The organism is Enterobacter sp. I4, from assembly GCF_022669095.1.
Lineage (GTDB): Bacteria > Pseudomonadota > Gammaproteobacteria > Enterobacterales > Enterobacteriaceae > Enterobacter > Enterobacter pasteurii.
The window spans coordinates 824484-838967 of record NZ_JALBUO010000002.1; the positions used below are offsets into that span (position 1 = coordinate 824484).

The 14484-nt window shown below is 57.1% G+C and carries 11 protein-coding genes; 7 read left to right on the plus strand and 4 right to left on the minus strand.

The window, feature by feature from the left end:
* Positions 1 to 80: 80 nt before the first annotated feature.
* The gene (gene mrcA / locus MOQ06_RS16385; protein WP_148420590.1) at positions 81 to 2633 is read left to right on the plus strand and encodes a peptidoglycan glycosyltransferase/peptidoglycan DD-transpeptidase MrcA; all 2553 of its coding nucleotides are present in this window, start codon (positions 81 to 83) and stop codon (positions 2631 to 2633) included.
* Between the two features lie 71 nt (positions 2634 to 2704).
* On the opposite strand, the gene nudE is transcribed toward mrcA, so the two are convergent.
* Positions 2705 to 3265 (minus strand): ADP compounds hydrolase NudE, encoded by a 561-nt coding sequence (gene nudE, locus MOQ06_RS16390; protein WP_148420589.1) that lies wholly within the window; start codon positions 3263 to 3265, stop codon positions 2705 to 2707.
* 326 nt (positions 3266 to 3591) lie between these two features.
* On the opposite strand from nudE, the gene MOQ06_RS16395 reads away from it, so the two are divergent.
* From MOQ06_RS16395 to hslO, 4 genes are all read left to right on the plus strand, one after another.
* Complete coding sequence (locus MOQ06_RS16395) at positions 3592 to 5715, plus strand: intracellular growth attenuator family protein (protein ID WP_176609314.1); 2124 nt, start codon at positions 3592 to 3594, stop codon at positions 5713 to 5715.
* A 79-nt stretch (positions 5716 to 5794) separates the two neighbouring features.
* A complete protein-coding gene (yrfG, locus tag MOQ06_RS16400) occupies positions 5795 to 6478 on the plus strand; it encodes a GMP/IMP nucleotidase (RefSeq protein ID WP_006812237.1) in 684 nt (227 codons plus the stop codon).
* A complete protein-coding gene (gene hslR, locus MOQ06_RS16405; protein WP_148420588.1) occupies positions 6475 to 6876 on the plus strand; it encodes a ribosome-associated heat shock protein Hsp15 in 402 nt (133 codons plus the stop codon). The genes yrfG and hslR overlap by 4 nt, the downstream gene beginning before the upstream one ends.
* 18 nt (positions 6877 to 6894) lie before the next feature.
* Complete coding sequence (gene hslO, locus MOQ06_RS16410) at positions 6895 to 7779, plus strand: Hsp33 family molecular chaperone HslO (RefSeq protein WP_176678675.1); 885 nt, start codon at positions 6895 to 6897, stop codon at positions 7777 to 7779.
* Between the two features lie 36 nt (positions 7780 to 7815).
* Here the strand turns inward: hslO and MOQ06_RS16415 are convergent, their stop codons facing one another.
* Positions 7816 to 9573, minus strand: coding sequence for a DUF4153 domain-containing protein (locus MOQ06_RS16415; protein WP_242173972.1), 1758 nt, complete (start codon positions 9571 to 9573; stop codon positions 7816 to 7818).
* A 375-nt stretch (positions 9574 to 9948) separates the two neighbouring features.
* On the opposite strand from MOQ06_RS16415, the gene pckA reads away from it, so the two are divergent.
* Complete coding sequence (pckA, locus tag MOQ06_RS16420) at positions 9949 to 11568, plus strand: phosphoenolpyruvate carboxykinase (ATP) (protein WP_148420585.1); 1620 nt, start codon at positions 9949 to 9951, stop codon at positions 11566 to 11568.
* Positions 11569 to 11665: 97 nt separating this feature from the next.
* Here pckA and envZ read toward each other — a convergent pair whose 3' ends face one another.
* Positions 11666 to 13012 carry a two-component system sensor histidine kinase EnvZ gene (gene envZ, locus MOQ06_RS16425; RefSeq protein WP_148420584.1) on the minus strand — a complete coding sequence of 449 codons (1347 nt, stop codon included), beginning with the start codon at positions 13010 to 13012 and terminating at the stop codon, positions 11666 to 11668.
* Entirely contained in the window at positions 13009 to 13728 is a 720-nt protein-coding gene (gene ompR, locus MOQ06_RS16430) for a two-component system response regulator OmpR (RefSeq protein ID WP_001157751.1), read from the minus strand. Before ompR ends, envZ begins: the two co-directional genes overlap by 4 nt.
* A gap of 227 nt (positions 13729 to 13955) precedes the next feature.
* On the opposite strand from ompR, the gene greB reads away from it, so the two are divergent.
* Positions 13956 to 14429, plus strand: coding sequence for a transcription elongation factor GreB (greB, locus tag MOQ06_RS16435; RefSeq protein ID WP_148420583.1), 474 nt, complete (start codon positions 13956 to 13958; stop codon positions 14427 to 14429).
* Positions 14430 to 14484 lie beyond the last annotated feature (55 nt).

A 14484-nucleotide genomic window follows, 5' to 3' on the forward strand; every position in this document is an offset into this window, starting at 1 on the left:
ATCAATGAATCAGGCTTGCCTTTATACTACCGCGCGATTGTTTAGAAACTGCCCAGGCTAAACCAAATGGGAAATCTCCGGTGAAGTTCGTAAAGTATTTATTGATCCTTGCAGTCTGTTTCATTCTGCTGGGAGCAGGCTCGATTATTGGTTTGTACAAATATGTCGAGCCACAGCTACCTGATGTCGCCACGCTTCGTGATGTGCGGCTCCAGATCCCTATGCAGGTCTATAGCGCCGATGGTGAACTGATGGCGCAATACGGCGAAAAACGTCGTATCCCTCTGACCTTAAACCAAATTCCACCCGTAATGGTGAAGGCCTTTATCGCCACCGAGGACAGCCGTTTTTACGAGCACCACGGTGTGGATCCGGTCGGTATTTTCCGTGCGGCAAGCGTGGCGCTGTTCTCCGGTCATGCCTCTCAGGGGGCAAGTACCATTACCCAGCAGCTGGCGCGTAACTTCTTCCTCAGCCCGGAAAAGACGCTGATACGTAAGATCAAAGAGGTATTCCTCGCGATCCGCATTGAGCAGCTGCTGAGCAAAGACGAGATCCTTGAGCTTTACCTCAACAAGATCTATCTCGGCTACCGCGCCTATGGCGTCGGGGCTGCGGCACAGGTCTATTTTGGCAAGCCGGTCGAACAGCTCACGCTGAGCGAAATGGCGACCATTGCCGGCCTGCCAAAAGCGCCATCCACCTTTAACCCGCTCTATTCGCTGGACCGCGCCACCGCGCGTCGTAACGTGGTGCTGTCGCGCATGTTGAGCGAAGGCTACATCAGCCAGGCTGACTACGATCGGGCGCGCAGCGAGGCTATCGACGCCAATTATCACGCGCCGGAAATCGCCTTCTCGTCGCCGTATCTCACTGAAATGGTTCGCCAGGAGATGGTGAGTCGCTACGGTGATAAAGCGTATGAAGATGGCTATCGCGTCTATACCACCGTGACCCGCAAGGTGCAGCAGGCTGCCCAGCAGGCGGTGCGTAACAACGTCATGAATTACGATATGCGTCACGGCTACCGCGGCCCGTCCAACGTGCTGTGGAGAGTGGGCGAAGGCGCATGGGACAGCAAAAAGATCGTTGATTCCCTGAAGGCGCTCCCGACCTACGGCCCGCTGCGACCGGCGGTGGTAACCCAGGCCGATCCGCAGGAAGCGGTGGCGATGATGGCCGATGGCACATCCGTATCGCTGCGCATGGACGGCATGCGCTGGGCGCGTCCGTACCGTTCCGACACCCTTCAGGGGCCTACGCCGCGTAAAGTGACCGACGTTGTACAAACCGGACAGCAAATCTGGGTGCGTCAGGTAGATGATGCCTGGTGGCTGGCCCAGGTGCCGGACGTGAACTCCGCGCTGGTTTCCATCAATCCGCAAAACGGTGCCGTCATGGCGCTGGTCGGCGGGTTCGATTTCAACCAGAGCAAATTTAACCGCGCAACCCAGGCGCTGCGGCAGGTGGGTTCCAACATCAAGCCGTTCCTCTACACCGCAGCGATGGATAAAGGATTGACGCTCGCCAGCATTCTCAACGACGTGCCAATCTCCCGCTGGGATGCCGGTGCCGGTTCCGACTGGCAGCCGAAGAACTCTCCGGCGCAATATGCTGGCCCTATTCGTCTACGTCAGGGTCTTGGCCAGTCGAAAAACGTGGTTATGGTGCGTGCGATGCGGGCGATGGGCGTAGATTATGCGGCAGAATATCTGCAACGCTTCGGCTTCCCGGCGCAGAATATCGTTCATACCGAATCGCTGGCGCTGGGCTCCGCGTCCTTTACGCCGCTCCAGGTGGCCCGTGGATACTCGGTGATGGCGAACGGCGGCTTCCTGGTCGACCCGTACTTCATCAGCAAAATCGAGAACGATCAGGGCGGCGTGCTGTTTGAAGCGAAACCGAAAATTGCCTGCCCTGAATGCGATCTTCCGGTGATTTACGGCGATACGCCAAAATCAAACGTTCTTGAAAACAAGGATATGGAAGACGTTGCCATCTCACAGGAGCGTCGGAACCTGGCGGTACCTCAGCCTCAGCTGGAGCAGGCCAATCAGGCGCTGGTCGCCCAGAGCGGCGCTCAGGAGTATGCCCCGCACGTGATCGGCACCCCGCTGTCGTTCCTGATCAAGAGCGCCCTGAACACCAATATCTTTGGCGAACCGGGCTGGCAGGGTACCGGCTGGCGCGCGGGCCGCGATTTGCAGCGCCGCGACATCGGCGGCAAAACCGGCACGACCAACAGCTCAAAAGATGCATGGTTCTCAGGCTACGGCCCGGGCGTAGTCACCTCCGTCTGGATTGGCTTTGACGATCACCGCCGCACGCTGGGGCGCACAACCGCTTCTGGCGCGATTAAAGATCAGATCTCCGGCTATGAAGGCGGGGCGAAGAGTGCGCAACCGGCCTGGGATGCTTTCATGAAAGCCGCTCTCGAAGGCGTGCCGGAGGAGCCGTTAACGCCTCCTCCGGGCATTGTTACGGTCAATATTGACCGCAGCACCGGGCAGCTCGCTAACGGCGGCAACAGCCGCGCAGAGTATTTCATCGAGGGCACGCAGCCAACCACGCAGGCGGTGCATGAGGTGGGTACAGAGATAATTGATAACGGCGAGACGCACGAGCTGTTCTAAAATCGAAACGGCAACCTCGGGTTGCCGTTTTTACGTTTGCACCCTCTCTCACACGAGAGGGATTCAGGCCGCTACAGGCGCCCCTGCCCCTTCAGCCACTCCCGCACCAGGAACAGTGCGCTCACGTTGCGCGCCTCGTTAAAGTCGGGGTCTTCCAGCAAATCCATCAGGTGGGCCAGCGGCCAGCGAACCTGCGGAAGCGGTTCCGGCTCGTCTCCTTCCAGCGACTCAGGATAGAGATCTTCCGCCACCACGATATTCATTTTGCTGGAGAAGTAGGACGGCGCCATGCTCAGCTTTTTCAGGAACGTAAGCTCCTTCGCGCCAAAACCGACCTCTTCTTTCAGCTCGCGGTTTGCCGCTTCAAAAACCGTTTCGCCCGGATCGATTAGCCCTTTTGAGAAGCCCAGCTCGTAAGATTCGGTCCCCACGGCGTATTCACGTATGAGGATCAGATGCTCGTCGACGACGGGCACAATCATCACCGCTTCGCGCGAGGAGGGGCGCATACGTTCATAAACACGACGCACGCCGTTGCTGAACTCCAGATCCACACTTTCAACATTAAACAGACGCGATTTTGCGACGGTTTCAACATTCAGAATGGTGGGCTTTTGTAAGGGTTTGGTCATCTTGACGGGTCTATGCTGGGGGAACTGGCTTTATTGTGCGATACGCCGCACGGTTTCGGCAATGTCAATTGCTCTTTATTTACATTTATGCAACGTAACTGAGGTTGATTCGCATTTCAAATCAAATGTCAAGAGGTTGAAATGTTTCCAGGAATTTGCTGATATCGCGCCGGTACAGGCTTTGATATCATTATTGGTCACTGGGATACGCGTCAACATGCTCAAGTTAGACTCCATACTTGCCGATAGCCGACCACAGATCTCATTCATTGTACAAAAGGTGCGACCGACAACACCTGTAAGAAGATAAGTAAGATGGGGAAAGCATGAGCACCATTTTGATTTTTCTCGCTGCTGTGCTGGCCTGCGCGTCGATTGCGGTGTGGGTATTCAGGCGCCGCGTACATCGCCGTTACCGGTTGCCCTTTTTAAACGCGTTCGCCGGGGCAAGCACGCGCAAGCTGTCGCCTGAAGAACGCAGCACCGTTGAGCAGTATCTCGACACGCTGAACCGATCCCGGCTCTCGCCTGGACCTACCGGTGCCAGCACCGCCCCCGTATCGCTCAACCTGAATGCACAAAGCGACACCGTTCTGTGCGTGACGCGCTCGATTACCCGCTACGGCATCACGACCGACGATCCCAACAAATGGCGCTATTATCTCGATTCGGTTGAAGTCCACCTGCCTCCCTTCTGGGAGCAGTACATTAACGATGAGAACAGCGTTGAGCTGATCCATACCGACACGCTGCCGCTGGTTATTTCCCTTAATGGTCATACCCTGAGCGAATATGTTCAGGAAGCGCCACGCTTTGCGCTGGAACGCGCGAGCGGAACGCAGGCCTCTATTCGCGGTGAAGAAACGGAGCAAATAGAACTGCTTAACATCCGTCAGGAGACGCATGAAGAGTATGTCCTGAGCCGCCCCGATGGTATTCGCGAAGCGGTGCTGATTGTCGCCTCGTTCCTGCTCTTTTTCATCTGCCTGCTTACGCCGGACGTGTTTGTACCGTGGCTTGCTGGCGGCGCGGTGCTGCTGCTGGCCGCCGGGCTGTGGGGCATATTTGCCCCGCCGGCTAAAACCTCACTACGTGAAATTCACTGCCTGCGCGGCACGCCAAAACGCTGGGGCCTGTTCGGGGAGAACGATCAGGAGCATATCAACAATATCTCGCTCGGGATTATCGACCTCATTTATCCGCGCCACTGGCAGCCGTGGATCGCCCAGGATTTGGGCCACAAAACGGATATTGATATCTACCTCGATCGCCACGTTGTCCGCCAGGGGCGTTATTTATCCCTGCACGATGAGGTGAAAAACTTCCCGCTTCAGCACTGGCTGCGCAGCGCGGTAATTGCCGGTGGCGCCGCGTTGGTCTTCATCATGCTGCTGCTTTTCGTGCCGCTGGATATGCCGATCAAATTTACCCTGTCGTGGATAAAAGGGGCGCAAACCGTAGAAGCCACCAGCGTGAAGCAGCTTGAAGAAGCGGGCGTCCGCGTGGGGGATACGCTGCGTCTGAAAGGCACCGGCATGTGTAATATCCACGCGCCGGGAGCCTGGAACACGCGCCAGAACTCGCCGTTCTCGCCGTTCGATTGCTCACAGATCATCTGGAACGACGCCTCGCCGCTGCCGCTGCCGGAATCAGATGTGGTCAATAAAGCTACCGCGCTTACCCAGACGATAAACCGCCAGCTCCATCCGAAACCGGACGATGATTCTCGCGTAAGCCCTGCCCTGCGCTCGGCTATTCAGAAATCGGGCATGGTGCTGCTGGATGACTTTGGCGAAATCGTTCTGAAAACAGAAGACCTCTGTTCAGCGCAGGACGACTGCGTTCGCCTTAAGAACGCGCTGGTGAACCTCGGCAACAGTAAAGACTGGGAAGCGCTGGTGAAGCGCGCCGAAGCGGGACGCCTGGACGGGGTGAACGTGCTTCTGCGTCCGGTCAGCGCCGAGTCGCTGGATAACCTGGTGGCGACCTCTACCGCCCCCTTCGTGATGCGTGAAACCACCCGTGCGGCCCAGGCGCTTAACAGCCCGGCGCCGGGCGGTTTTGTGATTGCCAGCGATGAAGGCAGTGACCTGGTAGATCAACCCTACCCGCAGGTTTCGCTTTACGACTATCCGGCTCAGGAACAGTGGAGCGAGTTTCAGCGCCTGGCGCAGATGCTGATGCAGACGCCGTTCAGCGCGGAAGGGATCGTCACCAGCATCGTTACCGACGCCAACGGCACGCGCCATATTGGGCTGCACCGGATGCCGGATAGCGCTGGCCTGTGGCGCTACGTGGGAACGTCCCTGCTTCTGATGGCGATGCTGGCCTGCATCGTCTGGAACGGTTATCAGGCCGTACGCCGCTACCAGCGGTCCCGTACGCGACTGGCAGAAATCCAGGCCTACTACGAAAACTGCCTCAATCCGAATCTGATCTCCACCCCTTAGCGCCTGATCGGATAACGTCCCCGCGCGACAAGTTGTGATAACCTGTCGCGCACGTTTCTTCTGGCTGGAGTTCCCCCTTATGCATCTTGACATCGACTGGCAGGCGGTCGATACCGTCCTGCTTGATATGGACGGCACGCTGCTCGATCTCGCCTTTGATAACTATTTCTGGCAAAAGCTGGTCCCGGAAACGTACGGTGAACAGCAGGGGATCTCCCCGGCAGAAGCGCAGGAATTCATTCGTTCGCAGTATAGTGCGGTGCAGCATACGCTAAACTGGTACTGTCTTGACTACTGGAGCGAGCGACTCGGTCTGGATATTTGCGCCATGACCACCGCCCAGGGCGCGCGCGCCGTGCTGCGCGACGATACGGTCCCGTTCCTGGACGCGCTGAAAGCCTGCGGCAAGCGCCGTATTCTGCTGACGAACGCGCATCCCCATAACCTGGCCGTGAAGCTGGAACATACCGGTCTTGCTTCACACCTTGATTTATTACTTTCCACCCACACATTTGGTTATCCGAAAGAGGATCAGCGGCTGTGGCATGCGGTGGTGGAAGAGACCGGTTTACAGCCGGAAAGGACGCTGTTCATTGACGACAGCGAGCCGATTCTGGATTCTGCGGCAGCGTTTGGCATTCGCTATTGCCTTGGCGTGACCAATCCTGATTCCGGCCTGGCTGAAAAAAGCTATCTGCGACATCCGGGGCTGAACGACTATCGCCGGATGATCCCCTCACTCACCGTGAAGGAGACGCCATGAAAGAAAAACCCTCTGATGGGGTAAGACTGGATAAATGGCTGTGGGCCGCCCGTTTTTACAAAACGCGCGCCCTTGCCCGTGAAATGGTTGACGGCGGTAAGGTGCATTACAACGGCCAGCGCAGCAAACCGAGCAAGCTGGTTGAGCTGAATGCCACGCTGACGCTTCGCCAGGGCAACGATGAGAAAACGGTTGTGGTGAAAGCCATTACCGAACAGCGGCGGCCCGCCCCGGAAGCCGTTTTGCTTTATGAAGAGACGGCGGAAAGCATAGCGAAGCGCGAGAAAACCGCGCTGGCGCGCAAAATGAATGCGCTGACCATGCCTCACCCGGACCGGCGACCGGATAAAAAAGAGCGCCGCGATCTGATGAAATTTAAACACGGTGAGAACGAGTAACCCTCACCTGCACGAGAGATGAAAATGGCCCAACACGACCAATTACACCGCTATCTGTTTGAACAATTCGCCGTGCGCGGCGAGCTGGTCACCGTATCCGAAACCTGGAAACAGATTCTGGAAAACCACAACTACCCGCTGCCGGTGAAAACCCTGTTGGGCGAACTGCTGGTTGCCACCAGCCTGCTGACCGCCACGCTGAAGTTCGCGGGCGATATTACCGTTCAGCTTCAGGGCGATGGCCCGATGTCGCTGGCGGTGATCAACGGCAACAACCAGCAGCAGATGCGCGGCGTGGCGCGCGTTCAGGGCGATGTGCCTGAAAATGCCGATCTGAAAACGCTGGTCGGCAACGGCTACCTGGTGATCACCATCTCCCCTGAAGAGGGCGAGCGCTATCAGGGCGTTGTCGGGCTGGAAGGCGATACGCTTGCCGCCTGCCTGGAAGATTACTTCATGCGTTCCGAACAGCTGCCAACCCGCCTGTTCATCCGTACCGGTGAAGTGGATGGCCAGCCGGCAGCCGGCGGCATGCTGTTGCAGGTTCTGCCAGCGCAGGATGCGCAGACCAATGATTTCGAGCACCTGGCAACCCTGACGGAAACCATCAAAGCGGAAGAGCTGTTCACCCTGTCGGCGACCGACGTGCTGTGGCGTCTGTACCACGAAGAAGAGGTGACAGTCTACGATCCGCAGGCGGTAGAATTTAAGTGCACCTGCTCCCGCGAGCGTTGTGCTGGCGCCCTGAAAACGCTGCCGGACGAAGAGATCGACAGCATCATGGCGGAAGACGGTGAAATCGATATGCACTGTGACTACTGCGGTACGCACTACGTGTTCAATTCGATGGATATCGCGGAGATCCGCAATAACGCCTCTCCGGCGGACCCGCAGGTTCACTAAGCATGGCAAAACGGCTCCTTACGGAGCCGTTATTCGTTATGGGCGCCGTAAGCTAGCGCCACTGCCGTAAAGCATATCTACGCGTTCCCCGAAAATTTCAATATCTGCCCAGGGCTTCACGACCGGCTTAACCTTCCCCTGCTGTAAGGCACGGTCCAGCTCCTCGCGCGTCAGTCCTTCCGGCATTGTCCAACCATCCCCCACGTGCTGCCAGCCCGTACCGGTATGCGTATAGGCCATGATGGCGCGATCGGTAAACTGGTACAGCACGGCCTCAGGGTTACCGTCAGCATTCAGATCCAGCGGCATGAGCAAACAGTTTCTCTGCGCCCTGCTGCAGGATTCAAACCGGTACTGCTCCTTGAGCATCGCTTGCCATAGCGCGCTATCGGGACGCGGCATGCCGGGCGCAAGCTGGATCGCTTTCTCCAGCATGGCGGCCGTCATTTGTCCCGCTCCCCGGGGGCTGCCGGCGAGCAACCCTTTCACATCACGCGCGCGTTTCGGGTCGGACATAAACTGCGGATCGTTTTGCAGCGTCAGCAACGCCTCACGCCCCTTGCGCCCGGCGTGGCTGAGCATGTGGAGGCTTACCCGATCCGCGGTAATTTTTCCGGTCTGATAGCGGGCCATGTGGCTTGCGACGCTTATTCGCCACGGATCCAGCAGGGGGGTATGGATCAACATCAGGAAGACGAGGGAAAGCAGCCCGGTCGCCGGGATGACGTACGTATGGATCTGCTGCGGCTCACGACGCTGTATCAGGACGCTGGCACAAAATCCGACCGCCCAGACCAGCGCCACGATGGTTATCAACACGCCGTAAAGACGCTCGGGTGACCAGCCGTATTGCGAAATGCGTAGCCAAAGCGCCCACCCCGCCAGAACCGGATATGCGGGTACGATAGCCACGGCAAGGCGAATCATCCCTCGCAGCGGGGCATAGTAAGGCAGCGTTTGACGCTGTGGATGCCACACTATCGTCACCAGGAATAGCAGCAGCAGCGCCAGGGTGGTGAGCAAGCCCGCGGCGGAGATCCTGGCTGAAATGGTTTCGAAGCCGACGAAAGGCAGCGCGCCAATAAAGAGCAGGGCCAGCGCCGCCATCAGGGGAAGCAGACCGGTGGCGATCAGGGTGAGCAGGTTTTGCAGGGCAAGGAGTAACCGTACCTGCACGCGCGTGAGCACGGCCGCACTGGCTGAAACTACGCCAGTCGCCACTGAAATAAACCCGTCAGAATGGAAGAAAAGCCGATCAAAAAAGCGTATGCCGATAAGTTCGAAAAGCTCGGCCCAGAGGAAAAGCACCAGCCAGAAGAGGCCATTTGAAACAAAAATAACGAGCAGCGTCAGCGCGTTATGCCAGTTTCGTTGATAAAAGTCGCTGTAAAAGGACGTAGTCGGGACGGGATCCAGACGCCGCTGAAGCCATGGCAGTATGAACAGCGTCATCAGCAGCAGGTGAAAGCCGAAAACGAGCATCTCATCCCTGATGCTCCAGCTTTCGAGCCCCGCTACGCTCCACTTAAGCCAGCCGCCCATGGCCGCAACGGCCGCGCCGGTCATCCCCAGCGCCAGCCACAAAAAAGGCTTTCGGAACGATGTCACAGCAAGCGACATCGTGGTTGTCATTACCACGGTGGCAGGAATAACGCACATCAACCACAGCGTATCGGTCGGCAATTTCGCATACCCGATGTACCAGGTAATGGCATAGCAGAGCACTCCCTGTAAGGCACCCGCCAGCACGACGGCCAGGCGCGTTGAAGGGGATAACGTTTCACTGTTGTCCATCTTTTATCCCTTGTTTACGAAAAGCATAGAGTCCCATTAAAGCGATAACAGGGCGTCAACGGCAATATCTGAAATCATAGCTGCGGGAGACATGAATCGTTTTCTCAATGTAACCCTTACGTAATTTTCCTACATGTATGCGATTACATTCACATTCTTCCGGTTAAATTCACCATCAATTAACCTTTTAAGAACATTTTCCCCAACCAAAAAGCGATTCCTGCGATAATCTGCCCGCCCTGTGGCTGGAGTCGCAGGGTTTTCCGTTAGTAAGGGTTTTGACCAGATACGTAAATCTATGAGCCCCGTCGCGGTTAACATCCCCAGAAAAACCCTACAATTTCAGGCAGTACATATTGGCTAAGGAGCAGTGATATGCGTGTTAATGGTTTAACCCCGCAAGATCTCAAGGCTTATGGTATTCACGACGTCCAGGAAGTGGTCTACAACCCCGATTACGATACGCTGTATCAGGAAGAGCTCAATCCAGCGCTGGAAGGATACGAGCGAGGTGTGTTGACGAACCTTGGAGCTATCGCCGTCGATACCGGTATCTTTACCGGCCGTTCGCCGAAAGATAAGTATATTGTCCGAGACGATACCACCCGCGATACGCTGTGGTGGGCTGATAAAGGCAAAGGGAAGAACGATAACAAACCGCTCTCTCCCGAAACCTGGCAGCATCTGAAAGGGCTCGTCACCCATCAACTTTCCGGAAAGCGTCTGTTTATCGTCGATGCTTTCTGCGGCGCTAACGCCGACACCCGCCTCTCCGTACGCTTTATCACCGAAGTGGCCTGGCAGGCGCATTTCGTGAAGAACATGTTCATTCGTCCGACCGACGAAGAGCTGCAGGACTTTACCCCGGATTTCATCGTCATGAACGGGGCGAAATGCACTAACCCGCAGTGGAAAGAGCAGGGTCTGAACTCCGAAAACTTCATCGCCTTCAACCTGACCGAGCGCATCCAGCTGATTGGCGGAACCTGGTACGGCGGCGAAATGAAGAAAGGGATGTTCTCCGTCATGAACTACCTGCTGCCGCTGCGCGGTATCGCCTCCATGCACTGCTCGGCCAACGTCGGTGAAAAAGGCGACGTGGCGGTATTCTTCGGCCTTTCCGGCACCGGTAAAACGACGCTGTCCACCGATCCAAAACGCCGTCTGATTGGCGACGACGAGCACGGCTGGGACGACGACGGCGTGTTTAACTTTGAAGGCGGCTGCTACGCGAAGACTATTCGCCTGTCTGAAGAGGCAGAGCCGGATATCTTCCACGCCATTCGCCGCGATGCGCTGCTGGAAAACGTCACCGTGCGTGCCGATGGTTCTGTCGACTTCGACGATGCGTCCAAAACGGAAAACACCCGCGTCTCTTACCCGATCTACCACATCGACAACATCGTGAAGCCGGTGTCGAAGGCGGGCCACGCCACGAAGGTGATCTTCCTGACCGCGGATGCCTTCGGCGTCCTGCCGCCGGTTTCTCGCCTGACGGCCAGCCAGACGCAGTACCATTTCCTCTCCGGCTTTACCGCCAAGCTGGCGGGCACCGAGCGCGGCGTGACGGAGCCAACGCCAACCTTCTCCGCCTGCTTCGGCGCGGCATTTCTGTCGCTGCACCCGACGCAGTACGCGGAAGTGCTGGTGAAGCGCATGCAGGCATCCGGCGCGCAGGCCTACCTGGTGAACACCGGCTGGAACGGTACGGGCAAACGTATCTCCATCAAAGATACGCGCGCCATCATTGACGCCATTCTGGACGGTTCGCTGGATAACGCCGAGACCTTTACGCTGCCGATGTTCGACCTGGCGATCCCAACGGCGCTGCCGGGCGTGGATACCCGTATCCTTGATCCGCGCAACACCTACGGTTCACCGGAACAGTGGCGCGAGAAGGCGGAATCGCTGGCGAAGCTGTTTATTGAGAACTTTGAGAAGTATACCGACACCCCGGCGGGTGCTGCGCTGGTGAGTGCGGGACCGAAGCTGTAGGTAAAATCAAAAAGGCAACGAAAGTTGCCTTTTTTACTTTTTTCTCCCTCTCCCCGTGGGAGAGGGCCGGGGTGAGGGCATCAGACCGCACCCTTTTTTAACCCTCTTTAACCTGCCCCCGCATCACCGGCACCGGTAACCACGCGCGAATACTCAAACCACCCCGCTCGCTGGTGCCAATTTCCAGCAGTCCGTTATGGTTATCAACAATACGCTGCACAATCGCCAGGCCTAAGCCGGTGCCGCTGGTGCTGCGCGCGCTGTCGCCGCGCACGAACGGCTGGAACAGGTGCTTACGCTGTTCGGGCTTGATGCCCGGGCCATCGTCTTCCACCTGGAACCACGCGCGGTTAAGTTCCGTACCGCTGCTGACTTTAATCCAGCCGTTGCCGTAGCGCGCCGCGTTGACCACCATATTCGCGACCGCGCGTTTGATGGAGAGCGGGTGCATACGTACCTGAATCTCACCCGCCTGAAGGTCGGTGGCAATTTCACGTTCGTAGCCGCTTTCGGCGGCGACCACTTCCCCCAGCACCGCGTTCAGATCCGCCATCTCCATTGGCATCTCCTGCCCGGTGCGCAGGTAGTCGATAAACTGCTCGATGATGGCGTTACACTCTTCGATATCCTTGTTGATGGACTCGGCAAGATAGCCATCCTGCTCGCCCATCATCTCCGTCGCCAGGCGGATACGCGTCAGCGGCGTGCGCAAATCATGGCTGACGCCCGCCATCAGCAGCGTACGATCGTCCGCCAGCTGTTTGACGCCTGCGGCCATATGGTTGAACGCACGCGTTACCGAGCGCACTTCCGACGCGCCGTATTCACGCAGCGGCGGAGGAATAATGCCTTTACCGACCTGTAGAGCCGCATGCTCCAGGTCGACCAGCGGTCGGTTCTGGATACGGATAAACAGCCACGCGCCGCCGATGGCCAGCAGCATAATCGCCAGGGTGTAGCGGAACAGCGGCGAGAAGTCGCCCTGATGGATTTCGGTCAGCGGAACGCGCACCCAGATGTTGGGTGACAGCCAGGTTTTCAGCCAGACAACCGGCGAGCTTTTGTTGACCTCAACGCGTACTTCCGTCGGACCGCCAAGCTGCTGAGCCATCTGCTGACTGAGAAATTCATAGTGCTGCGCCCAGCGCAGGCCCGCGTCTTCCGCCGCTTCGTTCGAATACAGTGAAATGCCCAGCTCGCGGTAGATTTCCCGACGGAACGCCGGGGGAACGACCAGCTGCGTGCCGTCCTCCAGCTGCAGCTTATCGGTCATCAGCATACGCACTTCGTATGCCAGCACCTTATTAAACTGCTGAAGGCTCGGCAGGATCGCAAAGTTCAGCACCACCAGGTAGGTCGTCACCAGGCTGACGAACAGCAGGGTGACGATCAGTAACAGCGTGCGGGCAAACGAGCTTCGCGGCGAGAAGCGCATTCGCCTCATGCTTTAGAGCCGTCCGGGACGAATACGTAGCCCAGACCCCATACGGTCTGAATATAGCGAGGGTGCGCCGGATCTTCTTCCACCATGCGGCGCAGACGGGAAATCTGTACGTCGATAGAGCGCTCCATCGCGGAATATTCACGACCGCGCGCGAGGTTCATCAGCTTGTCACGGGAGAGCGGTTCGCGCGGGTGGCTGACCAGCGCTTTCAGTACCGCGAACTCGCCGCTGGTGAGCGGCATTGGCTCATCTTCACGGAACATCTCACGGGTGCCGAGGTTCAGCTTGAACTTACCGAATGCAATCACCGCCTCTTCCTGAGACGGCGCGCCAGGCAGCTCGTTCGCCTGACGACGCAGCACGGCGCGAATACGCGCCAGCAGCTCACGCGGGTTAAACGGTTTTGGAATGTAATCGTCAGCGCCGATTTCAAGGCCGACAATGCGGTCAACTTCTTCACCCTTCGCCGTCACCATGATGATCGGCATCGGGTTACTCTGGCTGCGCAGGCGGCGGCAGATAGAGAGCCCGTCTTCGCCCGGCAGCATGAGATCTAACACCATCAGGTGGAAGGATTCACGCGTCAGCAGACGATCCATCTGTTCCGCGTTCGCGACGCTACGAACCTGGAAGCCCTGCTCTGTCAGATAACGTTCCAGCAGCGCACGCAGGCGCATGTCGTCATCTACGACCAGAATTTTGTAGTTCTCTTGCATTGTGTGTACTCCCAAAGGTTCGGATAGGCCTGGAACAGCGTATTCTAAAAAAGTGCACGTGTTCGACCAGCAAATTCTGGTATAAATTCTAGACGAAATTGTTACAAAGCATATTTAACAGCAGCTTATCTGTTCATTTCATCACATAAATCATTATTAATCTTGTCTGTTACACTGTGCGCTACGTATTGTGCGCAAAGACAGTTAACCGGCATTAAGGCTGCACCATGAAAACGCCCCTGATCACCCGTGAAGGGTATGAGAAACTCAAAAAAGAGATGGATTACCTGTGGCGCGAAGAGCGTCCTGAAGTGACCAAAAAAGTCACCTGGGCGGCAAGCCTGGGCGATCGCAGCGAGAACGCGGACTACCAGTACAATAAAAAGCGCCTGCGCGAAATCGATCGCCGGGTGCGCTACCTGACGAAATGCCTCGAAAATCTCAAAATCGTCGATTACTCCCCGCAGCAGGAAGGCAAAGTGTTCTTCGGCGCCTGGGTGGAGATCGAAAATGATGACGGCAATACCCTGCGTTTTCGCATCGTCGGTTACGATGAAATTTTTGGTCGTAAGGATTACATTTCTATCGATTCGCCGATGGCCCGCGCCCTGCTGAAAAAAGAGGTGGGTGATTTAGCCATCGTCCAGACGCCCGCGGGTGAAGCAAGCTGGTACGTCAACGAAATCGAGTATGTTAAATAGTCCGAGAGCGCCCTCCCCGGCTGGCATTTTTCGGTGTCAGCCCGTATAACTATCC

Coding starts and splice junctions, on each gene's coding strand:
- MOQ06_RS16415 (WP_242173972.1), bottom strand. CDS start 9,573: ATGGACAACAGTGAAACGTTATCCCCTTCAACGCGCCTGGCCGTCGTG.
- pckA (WP_148420585.1), top strand. CDS start 9,949: ATGCGTGTTAATGGTTTAACCCCGCAAGATCTCAAGGCTTATGGTATT.
- hslO (WP_176678675.1), top strand. CDS start 6,895: ATGAAAATGGCCCAACACGACCAATTACACCGCTATCTGTTTGAACAA.
- ompR (WP_001157751.1), bottom strand. CDS start 13,728: ATGCAAGAGAACTACAAAATTCTGGTCGTAGATGACGACATGCGCCTG.
- yrfG (WP_006812237.1), top strand. CDS start 5,795: ATGCATCTTGACATCGACTGGCAGGCGGTCGATACCGTCCTGCTTGAT.
- hslR (WP_148420588.1), top strand. CDS start 6,475: ATGAAAGAAAAACCCTCTGATGGGGTAAGACTGGATAAATGGCTGTGG.
- envZ (WP_148420584.1), bottom strand. CDS start 13,012: ATGAGGCGAATGCGCTTCTCGCCGCGAAGCTCGTTTGCCCGCACGCTG.
- nudE (WP_148420589.1), bottom strand. CDS start 3,265: ATGACCAAACCCTTACAAAAGCCCACCATTCTGAATGTTGAAACCGTC.
- greB (WP_148420583.1), top strand. CDS start 13,956: ATGAAAACGCCCCTGATCACCCGTGAAGGGTATGAGAAACTCAAAAAA.
- MOQ06_RS16395 (WP_176609314.1), top strand. CDS start 3,592: ATGAGCACCATTTTGATTTTTCTCGCTGCTGTGCTGGCCTGCGCGTCG.